Origin of the sequence: Novimethylophilus sp. (assembly GCF_036504375.1) — a bacterium.
Taxonomy (GTDB): Bacteria; Pseudomonadota; Gammaproteobacteria; order Burkholderiales; family Methylophilaceae; genus Novimethylophilus.
This window is the reverse complement of record NZ_DASXVH010000034.1, coordinates 1-21518: the sequence shown is the minus strand read 5'-3', so window position 1 is coordinate 21518 and position 21518 is coordinate 1. Positions and strand designations below refer to the sequence as shown.

Genomic DNA, 21518 nt, shown 5'->3' with positions numbered 1-21518 from the left:
CGCGGATTCAGGGTGTCCCCCCGCATCGGCGACCCCGGCGACTACGTAATCGAACGCGCCTTCGTCGAGAAATAATCGATGCCCAGGCGTAGTGCGTCGCCGACGCAAGAGAAATTTTCCGGACGTTTGGACACGCGGGTATGCTGACTATGTTCGGCTCGTACCGGCATTGGCATCATGCCGGCATCAATCGCAGACGGTAGAGCAGTCTGCGACAGGAGTGGCAGGACGCCAGCCAGGACAACAGAATAAGGTCCATTACCAATTCCGTTATAGTCATGGCGACCCCGTGGTGGGCAGGATCCCAATGGCTGACGGGACTGTGGAACCGCGTTTCCCATTGCAGCGGCCAGAACAGCAACGGGCCATCGTCATAGTGGGTCAGGATGTCGGCGGCTGAATGTAACATGCAACCCAGGAGGAACCACCCGGCCTGTTCCAGGACTCGCCGACGGCCAGGCTGCATGGACATGCCTAGCCTTACAAGCACCGATGCGATTACAAGACTTGCCGGGGAGTGCAGCAGATTGTGGCCGGCGATCCACCAGGCGTTGTCAAAATAGTTCGCGCTGAATATCTCGACGGCCTCGCCGAACGGGAGCCCCTGAAATACTACCCATTGCACCACGCTGCATGCGAACATGATCCACAACGGCAGGTCGGGCACGACGGCGCCATAAAGAAAAGCGCATCCCATCATTCCGGGGCTACCCAGCGCCTCCCGCAAGGAGGCGCCGATCAGAAGATGGGAGTACGTTTTCATGCGCGGCGTTTCAAACAGCGGCTGATGACGGGAGCGGCAGCGCTTCGGCGAACCAGTCGTTGAGCGGTTTGAGCGCCGCGGCATGTGCCGCGCACTCGTTTACCAGCTCCGGCTTCCGGGCGATGTCCGGCGCCACCTTCGGAGATATGGCGAACAGGCTTTTGTACACCAGTAGGTCGGCGTTCGCATGATCGGCGGCGTATCCGCGGGGAATGCGGGCAAGCCGCTCGGCCTCCAGCTCGTAACCCATGTTCTCCAGTTCCGCCAGGATGCGGCGGAGCGCGGCGGCGTGCCGGTCTTGGGCAACGTGATCGCGGAATGTTGCCAGTTCTTCCGGCGTGAGTTGATGGGCGCCGCCATAGACCCGGACGCCCGACTTGTCCAGATGCACGTATAACCCGACCCGCTTCGCGCGGCGTGCTTCTTCCGACAGCCAGAAGCGGAATCCCAGATTGGTCTTGTAGGGAGATTTATCCCTGGAAAACCGGGTATCCCGCGCCAGGCGGAACATCGAGCCCATGCCGTTGGTGCGTGGGTCAAATACGATTTCCGGGTGGGTTTTCTTCAACGCCAACCCCAGTGAGCTTGTGAATGACTGCGCCGGCAGGTAAGCCTGCGTTTCGCAGGTTTCGCGCATGCTGATGAACCATTCACGATTATTATGCTGTTCAAGTGTCGCCAGAAACTCGAAACACGCCGGCGGAAAACCGTCGAAGCCGCTGCCGTTCATTTTTCACCTCCTTGCATTATGCGTCCAATACTACGCCCTTGTGCCCGATGCGCTTCCCGGTCCGGCAATGGACATCGAGGCCGTCCAGGACGCTACCGAGCATTTTTTTCATCATCGGCGTCATCATGAGCTTGCCGAGCAGGGTTCCCAGCGGTCCGCCTTTCATCCGGTAGCGCATGGTGACCCGTGCCAGCGTTTTCTCCGGGCCTGATTCCGTGAAGGTGAAAGTGGCTTCCGCGCTCTTGAACGGCATGGTTCCCCTGGTTACGGCTAAAGTGAAGCCAGTGCCTTCGTTCCACGATGTCACTACTTCCTCCGCATGTCCTTTGCCGTCGTAGAAGTCGCAACGGCGCGCAGCCCCCCGGCCGCGCTGCAATTCCGTCGTGCAGACGGACTTCTCGACCATCGGGTGGTAGAGTTCCACGCGCCCGATGTCAGCCGCCACCTCCCATACTTTGGCCTTGGGGGCGCCAACCAGTTTTTCTATCGTGAATTCGTTCATGTTTGCTCCTGAAAAATTGACAATGGATGATTTGATCAGGCGGGGCTCGCCCAATGTGGGCTGAAACCGGCGAACTGCTCGTTTAACGGCGGCTTGGCGATGTGGTGGGCGTAGTTGGTAAGCGTCTTGATGGCTACGCCCAGGATTACTTCCAGAATCTGCGCCTGGGTGAATCCGGCCTTGATGAAAACCTCCAGTTCGACATCGGAAACCCGGCCACGGTCTTCAACGATGGTTTCGGTAAAGTGCCGCAATGCTTCCAGCCTGGCATCGCTCAACCGCCGCTGCTGTTGCATGTTGTCGACTTCGCCTGGGCAAAGGCCGTGCTTGCCCGCCAGCATGCCATGTGCCGCCGCGCAGTATATGCACCGGTTTTTCACCGATGCGGCAAGCATGACGATCTGTCGTTCCAGCGGCGACAGGGTCGTATCCGCCGAATCAAAGGCACTGGTGGCGGCCACATAGCCTTTCAGGATGGCCGGTGACTCCGCAAGCACGCCTGCCAGATTGGGTAAAAACCCGTAGCTCTGGACGAGTTGCGTCAGAGTTTCCCTGGAACCTTCGGGAGCCGTGTCGGGATTGTGGATGTGGAACCTCATGTTGCTTCTCCCAGGTTGTTGAATGGATCGGTCGCCAACGTGAGCGACGTCCCATATCTGGACACAAATGACCAGAACTGGACGGGATAATAATAATTTTGTACACTTGTGTCCAGTAGTTTTCAGGAGGTGTTGACGTGAACGAACCAGCGGTTGCATCTCTCAACGGCAAAACCGGCCGTCCGGTGGGATTTGTGCGTGAACAGGCCATTGAGGCGGCGATGCACCTGTTCTGGAAGAAAGGCTTCCTCGCCGTATCGGCAAAAGACCTGGCGGATGCCATGAACATCCAGCGTTCGAGCTTTTACAACAGTTTCGGCAGCCGGGAGGCGGTGTTTATCGAAGCGCTCCGGCGTTATGCCGAACAGTCGCCCGATGCGCCACTGGACCATGTGGCGCCGGGGCAGGCCGTTGTTCCGGTATTGGTCTCCACCCTGCGCAGGATATGCCACGCACGGGCGAAGGACGCGGAAGGGCGCGGATGCCTGGTGTGCAACGGCATGGCCGAGTTGGTGGGAGTGGAGGAATCCATCGGGCCGATACTGGAGCAAGCGGTAAAACATCGTACATCGGTCATCCGGCACCTGTTGCAGCAGGCGATCAGCCAGGGTGAGATTGGAATGATTGAAAATGAAGATGCTGCGGCGAGGGCTTTCGTCGCATTCCTGATCGGCCTGAACACGATTTCCAAGATCGTCCGGGATGAAGGCCAGTTATGGGCCATGTGCCGTGCATTCCTGGCGGGGCAGAGGATTCCGAAGGCGGCGCTGGATTAGTGGAACGCCCGGAACGCGTCGCCGAGTTGGTATCCGGCTGGATAAACGAAATTCAACAATGGCGCGGGGCACAAGATGCCCGGCTTCGTCATGATTGCCCAGGATGGGCTGTGCAGCAACCGCAATCTTGCCACTGGGAATCCATCCCTCAATCGTTCGTCGAAAGGAGATACTATGAACGCCGTTTTACCACTTCGTTTGGCTCTGGCGGCAAACGCCGTCTTTTCACTTTCTTCCGCGCTGCTCATGCTCTTTCGCCCGGCACTGGTGGGTGAGTGGCTTGGGATACATGCGCCAGTTGTGCTTCAAGTGGTCAGCATCGGGCTCGTCGTCTTTGCTGCCGATCTGATCCACCAGGCAACGCGTCAACGGGTCGCCACGTGGCGTGCGTTGTACGCAAGTGCCGCCGATTTCTCGTGGGTGGCGGGTTCCATCATCTCGGCGTTCTTCTTCCTGTCGTTGCTTTCGCCTACGGGCATCATTCTTGTCCTTGCCGTAGCCGCTACGGTATTCGCATTTGGCACTTGGCAGCTTTGGGCAATTGGGCGTGCACATGGAACCGGGAAAAATGGCGAGTATCGCCATTGCATCATCGTAGAAACCAACGCCCCTGTCGAGAAACTGTGGCAGGTCGTAAGCAATCTTGGCAACATCAAGGACTACATGCCGTCATTGAAGCGCTCCGTTGTCCTGGACGGAAAAGCACCCGGTATTGGGGCTGTCCGGGCTTGCGAAGACCACGCGGGCAAGCAATGGTCTGAGGAATGTACTGAATTCAACCCCGGCCACAGTTTCGCCGTGCGCTTTCTTTCAGAGGCTCCGGATTTTCCGTTTCCCGCAAGGACAATGCGCGGCGGGTGGGAAGTCACACCATCGGAGGCCGGTTCGCAGGTTATGGTGTGGTGGGAATTGATGCCAAAGAGCAGACTGCTTGCACCGGTCATCCTTCCTCTGTTGGCTTTTCAGGCCGACCGCGACTTCCCGAAGATCATCCAGCGGATGGCTATAAGCGCTATCGGAAAGAGTAGCGAAGTTCAATTGCAATCGAGCCCCAAAGTCATCGCACGTCTTCTGCCGAGTTTTTGCTAGCGGAAACGTCCGTTTCATGGCGCCCAGCAAAAGGCAGCATTCTTTCACTGTTGTATGCCCGGACATTTATATGCTGGCCTGTCCTTGTCATTGCTGCCCGACGGCTGTGACCGTCCAGGTCTTGCCGTAATCGCTGCTCTGCACGCGCATGGCCCGATTGCCCTTGAATGCCTTGGAGCGCACCAGGAAGGAAACAGTGCCCTGCGCATTCGCCCGTATCGCTTCAAAACTCGGGGCGCGGTCTCCCAGAAAATCGTAATGGCGGCAGTCGGCCTTGCCCTTGGGGGCGCAGTAGTCGGGTTTTTCCGCGGGTACGATCAGGTCGGCCGGCAGGGCAGTGGGGTACCAGCTTTGAAATCCCCCACAGGCATCGAAACTCACGTTCACGCCGTTGCCTGTCCATGCCAGGATATCCTCGCCCAGCACATGATAATTATGCCCTTCACGCTCGGCCACCTCCTTGGCGCTTTTCGAGCCGATGGCCGCACCACTGCCTGTCATCACCCATCCCGGATCCTGCATTTCGGTACCTGGATTGGCCGTTCTGGCCGAAGAGCATTGGATGCGGAACACTTCTCCTGAATAATGCAGCGGATAGTTCTCATAATAACGCACCAGTTTGAGCCTGAAGTGCGGTCCGTCGTAGAAAACCGCTTCGTCCAGCCTTTCCTTGGTTACCTTGCATGAGGCGAGCAGAGACACGGAGAGAATGGCGGTGGCCAGGCTCATCAGCCTTGGGGAGGATGAAATGTTCATGACAACTCCTTAAAACCGTAAAATTTTTTGCTGGTCGTCGCGTCAATCGCCCTCGACGTGCCCTTCATACCGTGATAGCAGTTCCATGATTTCCCGGCGATGGCGGTATTTCTGCCTGAGTCCGGCGAGTCGCTTGTCCGTGCCGGTGCAGTATTGTTGCAGTTGCCCGAGAATGAAAGCCCGTCTTTCCTTTTGCTCCGGGGTATCGCCCTCGAAAGGTTCACCCCGGAAATGGTCGCAGGTGTCACGATTCTCGATGAAAATCCGTACTTCCCGCGGAAACTCGTCCTTGGCGCTGGACAAGGACGAGGGCGGAGCGGAGGGCAATGCGGCCACCTGTTCAAGCACTGCCATCAATGCCTGGGCATGGTAAACCGCCGGCGCTTCGGTGCTGAAACACCATGCCCGCATGCCCTCGACACTGCCGGCCATACCTTCGATTCTTGCTTGCGCTGCCCGGCGGGTGGGGAGATAAGAAACCAGCGAGTAATCGACGCGCCCGATTCTGCCCAAGCGCTTTGCGGCAAGCAAGACATGGTCAGGATGAATTTGGGGGATGGATTCAATCGCCTGTTCATAGAACACGTAGGGAACGTTGCGGGCATAGTGGCCACAGTCGTCTATTTTGACCGCAAGCGCCAGGTTTTCGACGGCAGAGAATTCGCCGGTATCTGCAGCGGCTGCGGCGCATACGAAAAATGCGAGCGATATGAGAAGGCGCGTCCCTTCAGCCCATAATCCTGAAACGATCAAGCACCTGCGTCCTGTTGGATCGCACCTCACCATAGCATTTCGAACAACACAGGCTTCGATGCGATTAAAAAGCCAAGGCGGGGAGTGCAATGGACATTCAGCGGTTGATCGATTTTCACGCGGACATGGTACATGCTCCCCTCCACATACTCACCGCATCCTTTGTATTGGCGGTCTGCCACGCGGAAACGAATGGACAGCGTAGCATCTCCGCGGTCCGGAAGGATGACGAATCTCGACTGGCCAGCGCCGATCCGGCCCACGTTGACCACCGCATCATCTACGACAATTTCGACAGGCTCCAGGTCCTTTCCGCTGTCGTTGGCGATGGTGGCCGTCGACCATATCAAATGCTGAAACTGTGCAAGCGCCAGTGCTAGCACTAGCATGACCGCCAGGATGACAAACGCTTTTTTCATTTAACGCTCTCAAGGGCAATAAGACGGGCTTATTTCTTTAGACGTATTTCCGGCGGGAATTCCGGCGATCTGAAACTATAGGAGATCTCGTAATCGCCTTCCTTCAGCAGCCCGCCGTAACGCGATATCTCGATGGAAACCCCGTCCTTCCCCGCGCGGATGTTTTTGCCGCCCTCCGCCTCCAGGTCTGCCGCGGAGATAGTCTCCCAGCAGGACAGGTAAGGAACGACCACGGAATTCAGATGCTCGAAATGCGCACCCAGCTTGATCCACACCAGCGCACGTTCCTCGCCGCCGCCGCAGTGGCCGCCGCCCGTTTCCGGGGGCGGCGTGCCGGGCACGAAGCGGGAATAGCCGACGGCATCCAGCAGCAGGTACGAAGCGCCCTGTTTCACGGCGCGGTGCAGGAGCCGCGCCTGGGTCAGGCCAGTGCCAGGATAGCGATGGGTGAGATCGACGGTCACCAATTTGTTACCTTGCGCGAGTATCAGGCGCGTACCGTCAACCACGGCCTTTAGAGGCTCATCGGCAAATGCGGGCGCGACGGCAAGAAGGAGGGCGGCATAAACAGGAACTTGATGGCGGCGCATGATGTTCAAGTCTGGCTGCTTCGCAAGGTTCGCACCAATTGAATCCACCTGGTGTCCGGGCAAACTCAGGTGGCTCTCAGGCATCGCGTGATCCGCCAGGTGTCAAAATCGCGCAGGGTATAAAGCGCAAAGCAGGCTGCCAGCATCGGCCAAGCGGCGAAGAACAGTAGGTTGTTGCTGTCGAACGGATGCAGGTATTGCTGATACGCGGACAGGGTGGAAACCCCGTGCAGTAGCAGCACAACACCGTAGGTCAGCCTTGGAGCGACACCTAGCACGAAGGCGATCAGCAGGGCGGTTTCAGCTGAGGCCAGCGTATACACCAGCGCTGTACCCAGGCCCTCCAGTCCGTAAAAATGCTCAAACACCGCTGCCGTGTGTTCCGGGCGGATGAATTTGTCCAGCGTCCAGACCGCCATGACGATAAATACGCCAACGCGCAGCAGGAAAAGTGCGCGCGCAATGCGGCTTGCGTCTTTCGAGGTGACTTCCATGATTTGGTGCTCCTGTTAGAAATGATGAGAAAGGTAAGCCGCCGCGCCGCGTAGCGCGGTTTTCGGTTCCAGGATCACTTTGACCGGCATCCCGGCCAGCAGCGGGGCGAAGCGACCCTTGTTGAGAAAGGCGGAAATGAATGCGTGTTCGTAAAACAGCGGCAGGATTTTTGGCGCGATGCCGCCGCCGATGTAAAGCCCGCCGGTGGACATGGCCTTCAGCGCCAGATTACCGGCCTCGGCACCGTAGGTTGCCATGAATATCTCCATGGCGCGCACGCAGATTTCGGTAGTTTCGTTGAGTGCCGATTCCGCGATTGTTGCGGCAGGGTTATTGCCTTGCGCCATAAGTTCAGCCAGCCAGTCCGGCTCCTGAAAACGCCGGCCGCTTTTGAGAAAGTCGTAGATGTTCTTCAGGCCATTGCCGGAGACGATGCGTTCCCAACTCACGTGTTCATGGTGGGGTGGGAGAAAGCGCAGCAGCGCAATTTGTTCTTCATCCTGCGGCGCGAAGTCGGCATGTCCGCCCTCCGAGGCCGATACGTGCATGCCGCTATTGGTGTGGATCAACATGGTCTCGCCCAGGCCGGTGCCGGCGGCGATCAGCGCGATATTACCCGTAGGGTCGGGCACGCCCGCGTTGATGACGGCGAGTTGCTCCGGCGTCAGTGTGGCGATGCCGTGCGCCGTGGCTTCAAGGTCATTGAGCAGGCCGACATGGTTGAACCCGAAAGTGTCGGCCAGCGATTTGCTGTCAACGCGCCAGCCCAGATTGGGCATATCGCAGCGTCCGTCGCGTACCGCTCCGGCAATACCGAAGCAGGCAGCGTGGGCGGTGAGGCCAGTCTCCTTCATGAATTGCCGCAGCAGCGGTTCCAACCCGTAGAAATCGCGGTTAAGATAGGTGCGTTCGGCGACGGGGATGAGTTCGCCTGCCTGCGGGTAGAGCGCAATATTGGTTTTTGTCCCGCCGATATCGGCGGCCATCAGGTGATTGGACATCGGAGAACTCATGGCCTAAGGGTGCGTGGTTTCGACATGGCCGCCGAACTGGTGGCGCATGGCCGACAATACCCTCTCCGCAAAGGTATGCTTCTGCCGAGAGCGGAAGCGCGTGTACAGGGAGGCGGTGAGCACATCGGCCGGGACGTTTTCGTCGATTGCGGCTTGCACTGTCCAGCGCCCCTCGCCGGAGTCCTGGACATAGCCGGTAAAATTCGACAGATCCGGGCACTCGGTCAACGCTGCGGCAGTGAGATCGAGCAGCCAGGACGACACCACGCTGCCACGCCGCCACAACTCGGCGATGTCGGCCAGGTTGAAGTCGTAACGATGGTCTTCCGGCAACATAGGGGAATTGGCGTTGCGCAGGATGTCCAGCCCCTCGGCATAGGCCTGCATCAGGCCGTATTCGATGCCGTTGTGGATCATCTTGACGAAATGCCCGGCACCGGAAGGGCCGCAATACAGATGGCCCTGCTCGGCCGTGCTGCCCGGTGTGCGGCCGACCGTGGGGGCAACGCCGATGCCGCCCGGTGCCAGGGTGCGGAATATCGGTTCCAGCCTGTCTACGGCGACCTTTTCACCGCCGACCATCAGACAGTAACCGCGTTCCAGCCCCCAGACGCCGCCGCTGGTGCCGGCGTCGATGTAAAGGATGCCTTTTGCCCTGAGCAGCCGCGCGCGCCGCACGTCATCCTTGTAATAGCTGTTGCCGCCGTCGATGATGGTATCGCCAGCCTTGAAATGCGCCACAATGCCGGATACTGCTTGCTCGGTAATATCGCCGGCCGGCACCATCACCCAGGCGGCGCGCGGTGGGGTGAGCTTTTGCGCAAAATCATGGAGGTCAACGGCACCCGTGGCACCTGCTTCGACCAACGCCGCAACCTGCTCGGGATTGCGGTCATACACCACGCATTGGTGTCCGCCGCGCAAGAGGCGCAGCGCCATGTTGGCGCCCATTTTGCCCAGCCCGATCATACCGATTTGCATCTTGTTCTCCTTGATGAAGTGACAGCCCGATGTGTCTAAAGCACAGCGAAATGGCAGGCGCATGGCCACATTTCTATTAGACGGGCAAGCCTAGTGTTCCTTACATATCGGCCCACGGAAGAAACGAAGCGTGCGCGTTCGCTACTTTTTCGACAACTGTTGTAAGTAATCGGCGTCTAAACCGACTATAAAGACAGAAATTGCAAGTTTCAGCTACCAGGAGCAACCATGGATCGTCGTCAGTTTCTTGTCAATGCAGCGGGGCTGTGGCTGGCCGGGACGCTGCCGGCGTTGGCGAAGGAAGGCACCGTGACGCCGCTTATGAAACCCAGGTCGGAATGGAAGACGCTGTTGCCTCCCGATCGTTACGCCGTATTGTTCGAGGCGGCTACCGAGCGCGCGTTCAGCAGTCCCCTCAACCACGAAAAACGTAGGGGCGTTTTCATCTGCGCCGCCTGTTTTCTGCCGCTGTTCGATTCCGCCCAAAAATTCGATAGCGGCACCGGCTGGCCCAGCTTCTGGAACGTGCTGCCGGGCGCTGTCGGCACCGGGGAGGACTTCCGCTTGCTCTGGCCGCGTACCGAATACCATTGCGCGCGTTGCGGGGGCCATCAGGGCCACGTCTTCAACGACGGACCGGCGCCGACCGGCTTGCGCTATTGCAACAACGGACTTGCCCTGAAGTTTATCCCTGAAACCGAGGCTTTGCCTCCGCTCAGATCGTGAAGGAGACCATCATGAGAAAAATTCTTTCGCTCGCCTGCGGACTTGCCGCCATCGCGCTAGCCGGTTACTGCACGGCCGGCGATGCCCCGCCACCCGCCAACCCGCCGTCTGCACAATTGGCTACAGCCATATTTGCCGGGGGCTGCTTCTGGTGTGTCGAAGCTGACTTCGAAAAACTGGCGGGGGTGGTGGATGCGGAATCCGGTTATGCCGGCGGGCATCTCGCCAACCCGACTTACGAGCAGGTCAGCCATGGCGGTACCGGGCATGCCGAAGCGGTTCGAGTGCGCTATGACCCGAGTAAGGTCACCTACGAGCAATTGCTGGATTATTTCTGGCATCACATCGATCCGACGGTCAAGGACCGGCAGTTCTGCGATGTCGGCGATCAATACCGTACGGCGATCTTCTATCGGGACGAAACCCAGAAAAAAGCCGCAGAGGCCAGCAAGGCCGCACTCGAACGCAGCGGGCGATTCGCCCATATCTACACTGCGATCGCCCCGGCGGGTGCATTCTATCCCGCGGAGGATTACCATCAGGACTACTACAAGAAAAACCCGATTCGATACAACTATTACAGAAAAGGCTGCGGGCGCGACGCACGGGTCAAGGAGGTGTGGGAGGCAGCGCATTTCTGATTTGCCCGGATTCCGTGTTGGCGTGCTGTCGCACGGGCAGCATGGTCAGCAAGGGAGGATGCTGCAGCTCAATTTTCCGGCAAACACGGTGTTGAATTGCACTGCCGGTGCTTTTGTGTGCCTACACCCGATGGAAGCATCGCGCGCAACCCACCTGTAAGGATTCATTGGCTGTACCGTTTAAGTATCTAGTAATCCCAACATGGGGCGGATTTTTGATCATGGCAAAACCCGAATACGATCTGTGCGTCATCGGCGGCGGCTCGGCCGGTCTGGTGGCAGCAGCCGGCGCGGCGACACTGGGTGCGAAAGTGGCGCTGCTGGAGAAGCACAAGATGGGGGGAGACTGCCTCAACTATGGCTGCGTGCCGAGCAAGGCCTTGCTGCATAGCGCCAAGGTGGTGCAGACCATGCGCCGCGCCGCTGACGCCGCCATCGACGCGCAAGTGCCCGAAGTCAGCCTGGAACGGGTCATGCAGCGGGTGCGGTCGGTGATCCGGACCATAGAGCCCAACGATAGCCCGGAGCGATTCCGCAGCCTGGGCGTGGAGGTGATTTTTGGCGCCGGCAAATTTTCCGGCCGGCAAGTATTCGAGGTCAATGGGCGCGCATTGACTGCGCGCAAGTTTATTGTTGCCACCGGCTCCCGCCCGGCCATCCCGGACATTCCCGGATTGAAAGAGGTGCCGTATCTCACCAATGAAACCGTGTTCGACCTGAACGAGCCGGTGCCGCGCCTGATCGTGCTGGGCGGTGGAGCCATCGGCGTGGAACTGGCGCAGGCGTTCGTGCGGCTGGGTACCGATGTGCATCTGGTGCATCGCGGGCGGCATATCCTCAAGAACGAAGACCCGGAGTTGGCCGAAGTGGTGGAAACCAGACTGCGTGATGAAGGCGTCGCGCTGCACCTGAGAGCAACACCGGCCAGGGTGGAAGGCGGGGCAGGGCGGCTGCGGCTGTCGATCAAACAGGCGGATGGCACTGAACAGTGGCTGGAAGGAACCCATTTGCTGGTGGCCACGGGCCGCCGCGCCAACGTGGAGCATCTTGGGCTGGAGTCTGCGGGCGTCAAGGTAACGCATGGCCGCGTCGTGACCGACAAAAGCCTGCGCACCGCCAACCGCGACATCTACGCCTGCGGCGACGTGGTAGGCCCCTATCAGTTCACCCACATGGCCGAGCACCATGCCGGTATCGCGCTGCGCGGTGCACTGTTTCACCTGCCGGCGAAAATCGAGGAACGGGTCATTCCCTGGTGCACGTTCACCGACCCGGAGTTGGCGCGTGTCGGCCTCTCCGAGACCGAAGCCAAGGCGCAGGGTATCGCCTGCCAGGCCTATACCTTTCCGTTTCATGAGGTGGATCGCGCCATTACCGACGGCGAAACGGCGGGGCTGGCCAAGATTCTCACCGCGCCCAATGGCCGGCTGCTGGGCGCGGCCATCGTCGGGCCGAACGCGGGCGAACTGATCCACGAATACGTGCTGGCCTTGTCCCGCAACCTGAAAGTGGGCGATCTTGCCAACGTGATCCACATTTACCCGACGCTGGCGCAAATCAACCGCCGCGTCGCCAACGAGCAGCTCAAATCGAAACTGACGCCAGGGGCCAAAAGCTGGATGAAGCTGCTGTTCAGACTGCGCGGGACGTGAGGAGCGCCATCATGCAGCGGTTGCTGCGCATCCCCATCCTGCTGGTCATCATGATCGGCCTGACCGCCGCCGTACTGGTCAAAAACGATTTCGACCTGACCGGCAGCCTGGTACCTGCCGACGAGATTCTCTCCGGCGGTCCGCCGCGCGACGGCATTCCGGCCATAGACCGGCCAAAATTCGTCAGGGCCGGCGAGGCCGATCACGTCAAGCCGCAGGATCGCGTGCTGGGCATCGAGCGTGGCAACATCGCCAAGGCTTACCCCATCAGCATCATGAACTGGCACGAGATCGTCAATGATCGCTTCGGCAATGACGCCATCGCCGTGACCTATTGCCCGCTGTGCGGCACCGGCATGGCGTTCGATGCCAGTGTCGGCAACAAGCCCTTAAATTTCGGCGTGTCCGGCCTGCTCTACAACAGCGACGTATTGCTTTACGACCGGCAGTCGCAATCGCTGTGGTCGCAGATCATGCGCACCGCCGTCAGCGGCCCGTTCAAGGGCACGAAGCTGAACAGCGTGCCCATCATGCACACCACCTGGGCGGACTGGAAAAAGCGCCATCCCGATACCCTGGTGCTTTCCACCGATACCGGCTACAGGCGCGATTATCAGCGCAACCCGTATGCCGGCTACGAAGCGAACGAGGGCATCATCTTTCCCGTAAAATTCCGCGCACAGGGCTACCATCCCAAAGAGCAGGTGATCGGCCTGGAAATCGACGGCAAGTTCAAGGCCTACCCGTTCGCCGAACTGGCCAAAACCAGCGGCGAAATCGCCGATGAAGTGAACGGCAGGCACGTGACCGTGCGTTTCGATGCCGAGCATCGCGCCGGCACCGTGTTCGATGACAAGGGCCGGGAACTGCCCACGGTGATCGCCTTCTGGTTTGCCTGGTACGGCTTTCACCCCGAGGCTGAAATTTTTCATGCAAAGTGATGACACCATGACGGCGACTTCTTCCAGCCATTGGCTCAAGGGACTGATTGCGCTGGTATTCATCGGCGCGCTCGCGGCGTTTTTCGCGCTGGGCGGGCAGCGTTATCTGACACTCGATACCTTGCAGCAGAACCGCGATGCGCTGCTGGACTATACCCAGGCGCACTTCTGGAAGGCATTGCTGATCGCCGTTACGGTCTATACCGCCGCGACAGCCTTCAGCATGCCCGGCGGCGTGCTGCTTTCGCTCACCACCGGTTTCCTGTTCGGGCGCTGGGTGGGCACGGGGGTGATTTTCATCTCGGCCACCATCGGCGCCGCACTGGTGTTTCTGGCCGCGCGCTACCTTTTCGCCGATGCCATGCGTGCGAAACTGGGCGGCAGGCTGCGCGACATGAGCGAGGGTTTTGCGCGCGACGGCTTCCACTACCTGCTGTTCCTGCGCCTGGTGCCGTTGTTTCCGTTCTGGCTGGTCAATCTGGCGCCAGCCTTCACCGGCATCCGCCTGTCCACCTATGTGGCGGCGACCGGCATCGGCGTGATCCCCGGCGCCTTCGTATTCGCCAACCTGGGGCAGTCGCTGGGGCGCATCCGGTCCACCTCGCAACTGGTATCGACGGAAACGCTGGGCGCCCTGGCGCTGCTCGGCGTATTGGCGCTGGTGCCGGTGCTGGTCAAGCGATTCAGAACCCGTAAGGAAGGGAAATAATCCATGCATGCCACTTTCCCGTTATTGCAGGCGACCGATTTTCCGCCCATTCATCGTGCCAAGCTGACAACCGTACAGGTCAACCTGGGCTACCTGTGCAATCAGACCTGCGTGCATTGCCATGTCAACGCCGGACCCAAACGCACCGAACTGATGGGGAAGGAGACGGTCACCCATGTGTTGGCCTTTCTGCATGCACAGCCGCAGGTGCGCACGCTCGACCTCACCGGCGGCGCGCCGGAGATGAACCCGCATTTTCGTTATCTGATATCCGAAGCGAGCGAACTTGGTGTCAAGGTAATAGACCGCTGCAACCTGACCATACTTGAAGAGCCGGGTTATGAAGACCTGGCGGAGTTCCTCGCCACGCAACAGGTGGAAATCACCGCATCATTGCCCTGCTATCTGGAAGACAACGTCGACCGCCAGCGCGGCAACGGCGTGTTTGAAGCCAGCGTCCGCGCGCTGCACCGGCTCAATGCGCTGGGTTACGGCCGGCAGGGGAGCGGGCGGGTGCTCAATCTGGTCTACAACCCGCAGGGACCGGTACTGCCGCCTTCGCAACAGAATCTCGAGGCCGCCTACCGTGAGCATCTGGGCGAGATGGACATCGCGTTCGATCACCTGTTCACCATCACCAACATGCCGATTGCCCGCTTTGGCAGCACGCTGGTCAGCAAGGGAAAGTTTCACGATTACATGCGCCTGTTGCGGGAGTCGTACCGGCCGGAGAATCTCGATACCGTCATGTGCCGCGGCCTGCTCAGCGTGGACTGGCAGGGTTTTGCGTATGACTGCGATTTTAACCAGATGCTGCATCTCCCACTGGGTGCAGGCAGCAAGCCGCGTACCCATATCACCGAATTGCTCGGCAAGGATTTGCAGGACGAACCCGTTGCCATTGCCGACCACTGCTACGGCTGCACCGCAGGGCAGGGCAGCAGCTGCGGCGGCGCGCTGGCCTGAACGATTTGATCTGACTTTAGGATAAGGAGAAACCCTCATGAATACCCATGCAAGCGTACTGGACCGTTATTCCGATGCGGCAAAGGCGCGGGAAGAAGCGCTGTGCTGCCCGGTCGATTACGACCGCAGCCTGCTGGAAATGCTGCCGCAGGAAATCATCGAAAAGGATTACGGCTGCGGCGACCCATCCCGCTACGTGCAGCCGGGCGACACCGTGCTCGACCTCGGTTCCGGTTCCGGCAAGATCTGCTACATGGCGGCGCACCTGGTGGGCGAGGGCGGTCATGTGATCGGCGTGGACATGAACGACGACATGCTGGCGCTGGCGCGCAAATACCAGGGGCAGATGGCGCAGAAACTCGGCGGCGACCGGGTGCGCTTCGTCAAGGGCTATATCCACGATCTCGCCCTCGACCTGGCCGAGATGGAAGACCACCTAGCCGCGCACCCCGTAAAGTCTGAGAAAGATATGGCCGCATTGCAAGTCTGGCAGGCGCGCCAGCGCCATGAGCGGCCATTGATTGCCGATGCCTCGGTGGATCTGGTGATCTCCAACTGCGTGCTCAATCTGGTGGACGACGCCGCCAAGCCAAAACTGGTGCATGAAATCTTCCGCGTGCTCAAACCCGGAGGCCGCATCGCCATTTCCGACATCGTCGCCGACGAAGAAGTGCCAGCTCACCTCAAGGCCGACCCCACGCTCTGGAGCGGCTGCATTTCCGGCGCCTTTGGCGAACATGAATTCGTGCAGGCGTTTGTCGACGCCGGCTTCCAGGCCGTGCGTATCGACAAATGGAGCGCCGAGGCGTGGCAGGTGGTGGAGGGCATCGAATTCCGCTCGGTGACGGTGACCGCAGTCAAGCCTGAGGGCAAGGAGTGCCTGGACTACGGCCATGCCGTCATCTATCGCGGCCCGTTCGCCGAGGTGCGCGACGAAGAAGGCCACATCTTCCCGCGCGGCGAACGCATCGCCGTGTGCGCCCGCACCTACAAGGCGCTGACCACCGGGTCGCACCGGGACGACTTCCTCGGCATCGCGCCCGCCGTACTGGGCGAGCCCAAGGCATGGTGCGCCCCGCACGGCACACGCCGGCCGGCCGCCGTGACCAAGGGCGGCGTGTTTGACGTGGCGTGCGATGCCGACGGCAATTGCTGCTAAGAGCTGGATAAGGCAATGAAGCAATTCGCAACTTGGCTAATGGCCTGTCTGCTCCTGCTGCCATTGTCCGTCATGGCTGCCGAGCCGGACTGGAGCGATTATGGCCGGCTGCTCGGCAAGCATGTCCGCTCACAAATTTTCGACTGGTTCCGTCAGGATTTCGCCGTGGTGGGCGGGGTGGAAGCCTTCATCCGCCGCAATCAGCAGGGTTTGCCGGAGAAGCTGCCGCTCAAGCTCAAGGCGAATATCCCCTATGACTGGAGCTTGAACGCGAGTTGAGGCCATGGAGTCGCTTGCCGAAGACATTCTCATCCCCTTCATGCTGTACGGCTACCTTGCCGTTTTTCTGGGCGTGATGCTGGACAATGCAGGTTTCCCGGTTCCCGGAGAATTGGTTTTGCTGTTGACCGGCAGTCTGGTGGCGAGCGGCCATTTCGATTTTGCGCCGGTTGTTGCCGTGGCCGCCGCCGGCGCCCTGTTGAGCGATAGCGCCTGGTATTACGCGGGGCGTCGCGGTTCGCGCCGCATCATCCAGTATTATTGCAAGTTCAGTTTCGGTTCCGCCGCCTGCATGGCGAAAACGGAGCGGCAGCTCATGCGTTTCGGCCCGAAATCGCTGCTCTATGCGCGATTCATTCCGGGATTCAGAACATTCGCCGCCCCCATGTCCGGTATGTCGGGCATGGCTTACCGCCAGTTTGCGCTTTATGACGGCATCGGCGCCGGGTTATGGGCCACGCTGGGAGTGGCCGTGGGCGCGCTATTCGCGCATAGGATCGGCGCCATTATCGGCATGCTGGAGAATTCCAGGGTAGTTCTACTTTACCTGGTAGCAAGCCTGTTGCTGCTGTTCCTGCTGACGAAATGGCTGGTAAGGCGCCGCCATGGCGCCGCTGCTCTTGCCGACATCGTGGAAATCCATGAGCCCTTTCCCGCGCAAGTGTCGGTGATCATGCCGGCATTGAACGAGGCGGAGGCGATCGTAAACACGCTGGCGGCATTGCAGCCGCTGCGTGCGACCGGGCACGCGGTCATTGTGGTGGACGGCGGCAGCACGGACGATACGATTTTGCGGGCCCGGCCGCTTGCGGATACCATCATCGCCAGCCCACGCGGACGCAGCCGGCAGATGAATGCCGGAGCGGCGTGCGCCACTGGCGATATCCTGTTGTTTCTGCATGCCGATACGTGCCTCCCGGATGATGCCGTGCATGCCGTTCTTGACGGCCTGGCCAGTTCGGGCAAGGCCTGGGGTCGTTTCGACGTTCGGCTTTCCGGGCGGCATCCGCTATTGCGAGTCGTCGAGCGCATGATGAACCGGCGTTCGCGTCTGACGGGTATTGCAACGGGCGACCAGGCCATTTTCGTGCATCGGGAGGCGTTCCGTGCCGTGGGTGGCTTTCCCGAAATTCCATTGATGGAAGACATCGCGCTCAGCCGGACACTGAAAAAGAGATTCGGGACGCCCCTGTGCCTATCCACGCCAGTCGCGACCTCCAGTCGCCGCTGGGAAGAACACGGCATCCTGCGAACGATCCTGCTGATGTGGAAATTGCGGCTGGCCTATTTTATGGGGGCATCGCCGGAGCGTCTTGCACGTCAATACACCCGGCGCGAGGCCGTCAATGAACGTACCTGATACCGCACTGCTGGTCTTTGCTAGGGCGCCTGTTGCCGGGCAGGCCAAGACGCGCCTGATTCCGGCTCTGGGGCCGGCCGGCGCGGCCGAACTGCACACGCGACTGGTCCGACTTACCTTGAAAAACGCGGTGGAGGCGGGGATTGGCCCGGTGACGCTGTGGTGCGCGCCTGACGACAGACACCCGTTTTTCAACGAATGCGTGCGCGAGTTCGGAGTTGGTTTGCAAGTGCAGCAGGGGGACGACCTGGGACAACGCATGGCGCATGCGCTGGCTTGCGGCCTGCGTACCAGTCGGGAGGTGCTGCTGATCGGCACCGACTGCCCGGCACTTGGTCCTGATATCTTGCGGCATGCCGCGCAGAGGCTGAGCGAAAACGTTTCAGCGGTATTTGTTCCCGCGGAAGACGGCGGCTATGCGCTGATCGGTGTAAGGGATGGTGTGCCGGCCGTCTTCGACGGTATCGCATGGGGTAGCGATACCGTCATGGAGCATACAAGAAGCCATCTGCGTTCCCGGTTGCTCGATTGGCAGGAACTGCCAACCCTAGCCGATGTCGATACGCCGCAAGATATGCAACGGCTGCAACAGACTCATCCAGATTTAGTGCATGGAATTATCGGGCTGGAGGTCACATCATGAGTTATATCGAAACACCGCCGAATCACCGTTTCCCCTGGTACGTCAGGCTGTTTCTCGCCAATCAGCGACGACGTTATGGGCGTGAGTTGGAGCCGGCCCGGTTATGGGCAAGATCTCCGATAGTGTTTGCCGCCTTGTCGCTGCTTTATGGCGCGCTCGACCGCAAATCCTCACCGATCGAGCCGGCCTTGCGCACGCTGGTGACGGTGCGCGTATCGCAGATCAACTGGTGCGCGTTCTGCGTCGACATCAACTCGGCGACTGCGCTGAAGCGTGGCCTGACCGAGGTGCACCTTGAATCTTTGCACTGTTTCGAGGAATCCCCATTATTTGATGACCGCGTCAAGGCGGCACTGGCGTATGCGGGAGCCGTCACCTACAGTGACCGCCAGGTGGATGCCGCGCTGATGGCGCGTCTCAAAAGCCATTTCGACGACGAGGCCGTCATCGAGCTCACCGCGCTGATTGCGTTCCAGAACCTATCCAGCAAGTTCAACTCGGCGCTGGATGTCTCCGCGCAGGGTTTTTGCAAATTGCCGCCCAGGTTTGACGCGTGGTAAAACAAGAACTCTAAATGCCTGCAATATTGGGCGGAACCGGAATTTATGCGCTTGACGAAGTCGAAGTGCTGGACGAAAGGGAACATTTTTGTTCCAAAAGCATGTGATGCAACCACGAAAAAGCTTATGAATTACCGCCGCGTATTTCGCATAATGAAACGCTATGTAATAACGGTTTGTTATATAAACTAGCGTTGTTTGTGTCTGCCATCGCCTCGGGATCGTAGAAAACTCCATAGCTCAGCGCCAGAACCAGCATAGCAATTACCTTTAGATTCTGACGCAAAAGAAAACCCTTCCAGAAGTCCTTTCGCGTCTGATTCTTCTCGTTGCTTGCCTCGAACTCGGCGATTAATCCCATGGGGTCTCGTTCTAAAACGATAGCTAGCCTAGTCAGGGTATAGGTGTCTGGTTGTCTATTCCCGTTTTTGTAGTCGGTGATTCTTTGCCTTGGGATTTCTAGTTTCTGAGCTAGTGCATAGTCGCTTCTGATCCCTGTTTTTCGTTTCGCTTCGTAGAGTAATTCCAGTGTATTCATGGCGTGTTTCCTCATGCCTGTGGCCCTAGTCGTAATGCATACATGATAGTCCCAAAATGGTTCTTGACAACGCTCCAAACTGGGACGAATATATGCACGTCCCGATGTGGGACATTTCATTACCTACACGGAGCCACCATTATGAAAATTCTCTACTTAGGCAGCCAGCTTACCGATGGCGTCAAGAACGAACGCGAATACGACATTGGCGAGTTGTATTACGCGGAATCTCAACAAAGCTTCAAATGGAATAAGCCAGAATCTCGTGGTGAACGCCGCTGCCATGGTTATTCGCCTTCGACCATGCGCATGACGCCCGAGGCGTTCAAGCAGCTTCAGACCACCAAGCCGTTTTCACAGATTGACGTCGATATCGAACCCCGCACCGTTTTCAATGAGACAGTCGTCTATTGCGTCGGTCTCAAGGGTGGCTCCCAGCCGGTAGCAAGTAACGGTTAAGGGGTAGGGGAGGGGGCAACCTCTCCCCGTTTCCATGGCCTTCTGCGACTGGTTCACCATCCGACAAAACCACGGCCTCGAGGCCGGGTTACCCGTCATCAATGGCGGCTGTGTCGTCATCCTCGAAAATGACCGTCCGGTCGAACTCTCCGACGATGACGGCGACTATCTCATGATCGACCAGTCCAGTCTGAAATACACGCTCGAACGCAAGCTGATGGAAAAGGGCAGCTATGACACCTCGATCCAGATTCGCTGTGACGGCTCGACGGTTGAACTCTCGGGTAACGTAGGCCGCTATGGTCGCCCCGACAACGTCTGGGGCTTTTCCGTTCTGGACTGCGTACACCGCGCCAACCGCATCATGCAAAGTCTCGGCCTGCCACCTTTCAAGGACGTAGGCCGCCCTGTCTATATCGAATCCACGGACAGCTATACCCATGACCCGCACACCGCGCTTATCTCCCGTGTTGATATTACACAGAACTATTTCACAGGCTCGCCAAGTCTCGCCGCGCGACTTGTCCACTATTTTGGTGGACATCATCAGGGCCGATTTTCACCGAAGCTTTACACCTCGCAGAAGGGTGAAGTCACTGGTCTGACTTGGGGCGAGGGCAGCAAATACTACTCGCGCAAGCTCTACATCAAGGCCCAATCCTTGGGCGAACATGTCACCGAACGCACGAAAGCGCTGGTAACTTCGGGCGGCATGATCCGCGACGAACTGAGCCTGAAATCCCGTTACCTGACGCAAAACAAACTGAGAACGATCTACGACTGGCAACACTTCGAGAGCAAGCATAGTGAAGGTGAGAGCGACATGACTAATATTATCTACGCCAAATTTCAAGGACTGATGGACACCGGCAAAAACAGCGTCCACGTCGATCCGTTCAACGATCTCCCGGTGCGCCTTTCCGGCCTCGCCAGCGCATGGCGCAACGGCAAGGATTTGTGGCATGACGAAACCGTCTGCCGGGCTACTCGCTATAACTGGCGTCGAAGCCTGCTCAAGTACGGCATCGATATCGCCATTCCCTGCGATGTGACGCGCCTGTCCACTCGGGTGCGCGTGATCGACATCGAGCACGCCGTGGCCCCGCAGTGGTACTGGAAGGAAACCGCCCAGACCGACGACTGGAAGAAAGCCGCCTAAACCATGCGTAGCCTGCTCTATTTCCTGCTCGGTTTTGTGTTTGCCGTTACCACCGGCCTCCTGTCTGCGGTCGCGCCGTCAGGCGCGCCCGTAGACGGGGCCGAACTGATTTTTGGAGATTCTGACCATGCCCCAAGATCATAAAAAATTATTCCTTGCCGCCACGCTGGCCCTGATCCTGTTCGCGTTTTTCGTCGGCCTTGTGCATGCCGACAATGTCACCCAACCAGCCTCGACCGCCGCCCAGGGTGAACATATGA

Annotated in this window: 27 protein-coding genes; 15 read left to right on the top strand and 12 right to left on the bottom strand. The window is 59.1% G+C overall.

Annotated features, from left to right (window positions below; all coding sequences use genetic code 11):
• Window positions 1-175 precede the first annotated feature (175 nt).
• Genes VGK14_RS04560 through VGK14_RS04545 form a run of 4 tightly spaced genes read right to left on the bottom strand, consistent with a single transcriptional unit; the run spans window position 176 to window position 2594 of the window.
• Window positions 176-763, bottom strand: a complete 588-nt coding sequence (locus tag VGK14_RS04560; RefSeq protein ID WP_331507745.1) for a metal-dependent hydrolase — start codon at window positions 761-763, stop codon at window positions 176-178.
• A 10-nt stretch (window positions 764-773) separates the two neighbouring features.
• Window positions 774-1493: a DUF2461 domain-containing protein gene (locus VGK14_RS04555; protein WP_331507744.1), complete on the bottom strand. Its 720-nt coding sequence runs from the start codon at window positions 1491-1493 to the stop codon at window positions 774-776.
• Between the two features lie 16 nt (window positions 1494-1509).
• Window positions 1510-1995: an SRPBCC family protein gene (locus tag VGK14_RS04550; protein WP_331507743.1), complete on the bottom strand. Its 486-nt coding sequence runs from the start codon at window positions 1993-1995 to the stop codon at window positions 1510-1512.
• Window positions 1996-2030: 35 nt separating this feature from the next.
• Complete coding sequence (locus VGK14_RS04545; protein ID WP_331507742.1) at window positions 2031-2594, bottom strand: carboxymuconolactone decarboxylase family protein; 564 nt, start codon at window positions 2592-2594, stop codon at window positions 2031-2033.
• Window positions 2595-2731: 137 nt separating this feature from the next.
• Here VGK14_RS04545 and VGK14_RS04540 point away from each other — a divergent pair, with 137 nt between their 5' ends.
• A complete protein-coding gene (locus tag VGK14_RS04540) occupies window positions 2732-3370 on the top strand; it encodes a TetR/AcrR family transcriptional regulator (RefSeq protein ID WP_331507741.1) in 639 nt (212 codons plus the stop codon).
• A 174-nt stretch (window positions 3371-3544) separates the two neighbouring features.
• Window positions 3545-4459, top strand: a complete 915-nt coding sequence (locus VGK14_RS04535) for an SRPBCC family protein (protein WP_331507740.1) — start codon at window positions 3545-3547, stop codon at window positions 4457-4459.
• 87 nt (window positions 4460-4546) lie between these two features.
• On the opposite strand, the gene VGK14_RS04530 is transcribed toward VGK14_RS04535, so the two are convergent.
• The 7 genes from VGK14_RS04530 to gnd form a co-directional block, all read right to left on the bottom strand.
• A complete protein-coding gene (locus VGK14_RS04530; RefSeq protein WP_331507739.1) occupies window positions 4547-5215 on the bottom strand; it encodes a hypothetical protein in 669 nt (222 codons plus the stop codon).
• Between the two features lie 42 nt (window positions 5216-5257).
• Entirely contained in the window at window positions 5258-5968 is a 711-nt protein-coding gene (locus VGK14_RS04525; protein WP_331507738.1) for a hypothetical protein, read from the bottom strand.
• 26 nt (window positions 5969-5994) lie between these two features.
• On the bottom strand, window positions 5995-6387 hold the full coding sequence (locus VGK14_RS04520; RefSeq protein WP_331507737.1) for a hypothetical protein: 393 nt from the start codon (window positions 6385-6387) through the stop codon (window positions 5995-5997).
• 29 nt (window positions 6388-6416) lie between these two features.
• Window positions 6417-6977, bottom strand: coding sequence for a hypothetical protein (locus tag VGK14_RS04515; RefSeq protein WP_331507736.1), 561 nt, complete (start codon window positions 6975-6977; stop codon window positions 6417-6419).
• A gap of 65 nt (window positions 6978-7042) precedes the next feature.
• Entirely contained in the window at window positions 7043-7471 is a 429-nt protein-coding gene (locus tag VGK14_RS04510; RefSeq protein ID WP_331507735.1) for a hypothetical protein, read from the bottom strand.
• 15 nt (window positions 7472-7486) lie between these two features.
• Entirely contained in the window at window positions 7487-8473 is a 987-nt protein-coding gene (gene glk, locus VGK14_RS04505) for a glucokinase (protein ID WP_331507734.1), read from the bottom strand.
• 15 nt (window positions 8474-8488) lie between these two features.
• Window positions 8489-9466, bottom strand: coding sequence for a phosphogluconate dehydrogenase (NAD(+)-dependent, decarboxylating) (gnd, locus tag VGK14_RS04500; RefSeq protein ID WP_331507733.1), 978 nt, complete (start codon window positions 9464-9466; stop codon window positions 8489-8491).
• Between the two features lie 228 nt (window positions 9467-9694).
• Here gnd and msrB point away from each other — a divergent pair, with 228 nt between their 5' ends.
• The 11 genes from msrB (at window position 9695) to VGK14_RS04445 (ending at window position 19102) form a co-directional block, all read left to right on the top strand.
• Window positions 9695-10192 (top strand): peptide-methionine (R)-S-oxide reductase MsrB, encoded by a 498-nt coding sequence (gene msrB / locus VGK14_RS04495; protein ID WP_331507732.1) that lies wholly within the window; start codon window positions 9695-9697, stop codon window positions 10190-10192.
• An 11-nt stretch (window positions 10193-10203) separates the two neighbouring features.
• Window positions 10204-10833: a peptide-methionine (S)-S-oxide reductase MsrA gene (msrA, locus tag VGK14_RS04490; protein WP_331507731.1), complete on the top strand. Its 630-nt coding sequence runs from the start codon at window positions 10204-10206 to the stop codon at window positions 10831-10833.
• A gap of 221 nt (window positions 10834-11054) precedes the next feature.
• Window positions 11055-12485 (top strand): dihydrolipoyl dehydrogenase family protein, encoded by a 1431-nt coding sequence (locus VGK14_RS04485; protein WP_331507730.1) that lies wholly within the window; start codon window positions 11055-11057, stop codon window positions 12483-12485.
• 11 nt (window positions 12486-12496) lie between these two features.
• Window positions 12497-13426, top strand: coding sequence for a DUF3179 domain-containing protein (locus VGK14_RS04480; RefSeq protein WP_331507729.1), 930 nt, complete (start codon window positions 12497-12499; stop codon window positions 13424-13426).
• Window positions 13416-14135, top strand: a complete 720-nt coding sequence (locus VGK14_RS04475; RefSeq protein WP_331507728.1) for a TVP38/TMEM64 family protein — start codon at window positions 13416-13418, stop codon at window positions 14133-14135. Before VGK14_RS04480 ends, VGK14_RS04475 begins: the two co-directional genes overlap by 11 nt.
• A 3-nt stretch (window positions 14136-14138) precedes the next feature.
• Window positions 14139-15101, top strand: coding sequence for an arsenosugar biosynthesis radical SAM (seleno)protein ArsS (gene arsS, locus VGK14_RS04470; protein ID WP_331507727.1), 963 nt, complete (start codon window positions 14139-14141; stop codon window positions 15099-15101).
• Between the two features lie 37 nt (window positions 15102-15138).
• On the top strand, window positions 15139-16260 hold the full coding sequence (locus VGK14_RS04465) for a methyltransferase domain-containing protein (protein ID WP_331507726.1): 1122 nt from the start codon (window positions 15139-15141) through the stop codon (window positions 16258-16260).
• 15 nt (window positions 16261-16275) lie between these two features.
• Window positions 16276-16539, top strand: coding sequence for a hypothetical protein (locus VGK14_RS04460; RefSeq protein WP_331507725.1), 264 nt, complete (start codon window positions 16276-16278; stop codon window positions 16537-16539).
• Window positions 16540-16543: 4 nt separating this feature from the next.
• Window positions 16544-17899, top strand: a complete 1356-nt coding sequence (locus tag VGK14_RS04455; protein WP_331507724.1) for a TIGR04283 family arsenosugar biosynthesis glycosyltransferase — start codon at window positions 16544-16546, stop codon at window positions 17897-17899.
• Entirely contained in the window at window positions 17886-18542 is a 657-nt protein-coding gene (locus VGK14_RS04450; protein ID WP_331507723.1) for a TIGR04282 family arsenosugar biosynthesis glycosyltransferase, read from the top strand. Before VGK14_RS04455 ends, VGK14_RS04450 begins: the two co-directional genes overlap by 14 nt.
• Entirely contained in the window at window positions 18539-19102 is a 564-nt protein-coding gene (locus tag VGK14_RS04445) for a carboxymuconolactone decarboxylase family protein (RefSeq protein WP_331507722.1), read from the top strand. The genes VGK14_RS04450 and VGK14_RS04445 overlap by 4 nt, the downstream gene beginning before the upstream one ends.
• Window positions 19103-19226: 124 nt before the next feature.
• Here the strand turns inward: VGK14_RS04445 and VGK14_RS04440 are convergent, their stop codons facing one another.
• Window positions 19227-19640, bottom strand: coding sequence for a helix-turn-helix transcriptional regulator (locus tag VGK14_RS04440; protein ID WP_331507721.1), 414 nt, complete (start codon window positions 19638-19640; stop codon window positions 19227-19229).
• 141 nt (window positions 19641-19781) lie between these two features.
• Here VGK14_RS04440 and VGK14_RS04435 point away from each other — a divergent pair, with 141 nt between their 5' ends.
• Both VGK14_RS04435 and VGK14_RS04430 read left to right on the top strand, forming a co-directional pair.
• Complete coding sequence (locus VGK14_RS04435) at window positions 19782-20099, top strand: hypothetical protein (RefSeq protein ID WP_331507720.1); 318 nt, start codon at window positions 19782-19784, stop codon at window positions 20097-20099.
• A 34-nt stretch (window positions 20100-20133) separates the two neighbouring features.
• Window positions 20134-21258, top strand: a complete 1125-nt coding sequence (locus VGK14_RS04430; protein ID WP_331507719.1) for a phage/plasmid replication domain-containing protein — start codon at window positions 20134-20136, stop codon at window positions 21256-21258.
• The last annotated feature ends 260 nt before the right edge of the window (window positions 21259-21518 follow it).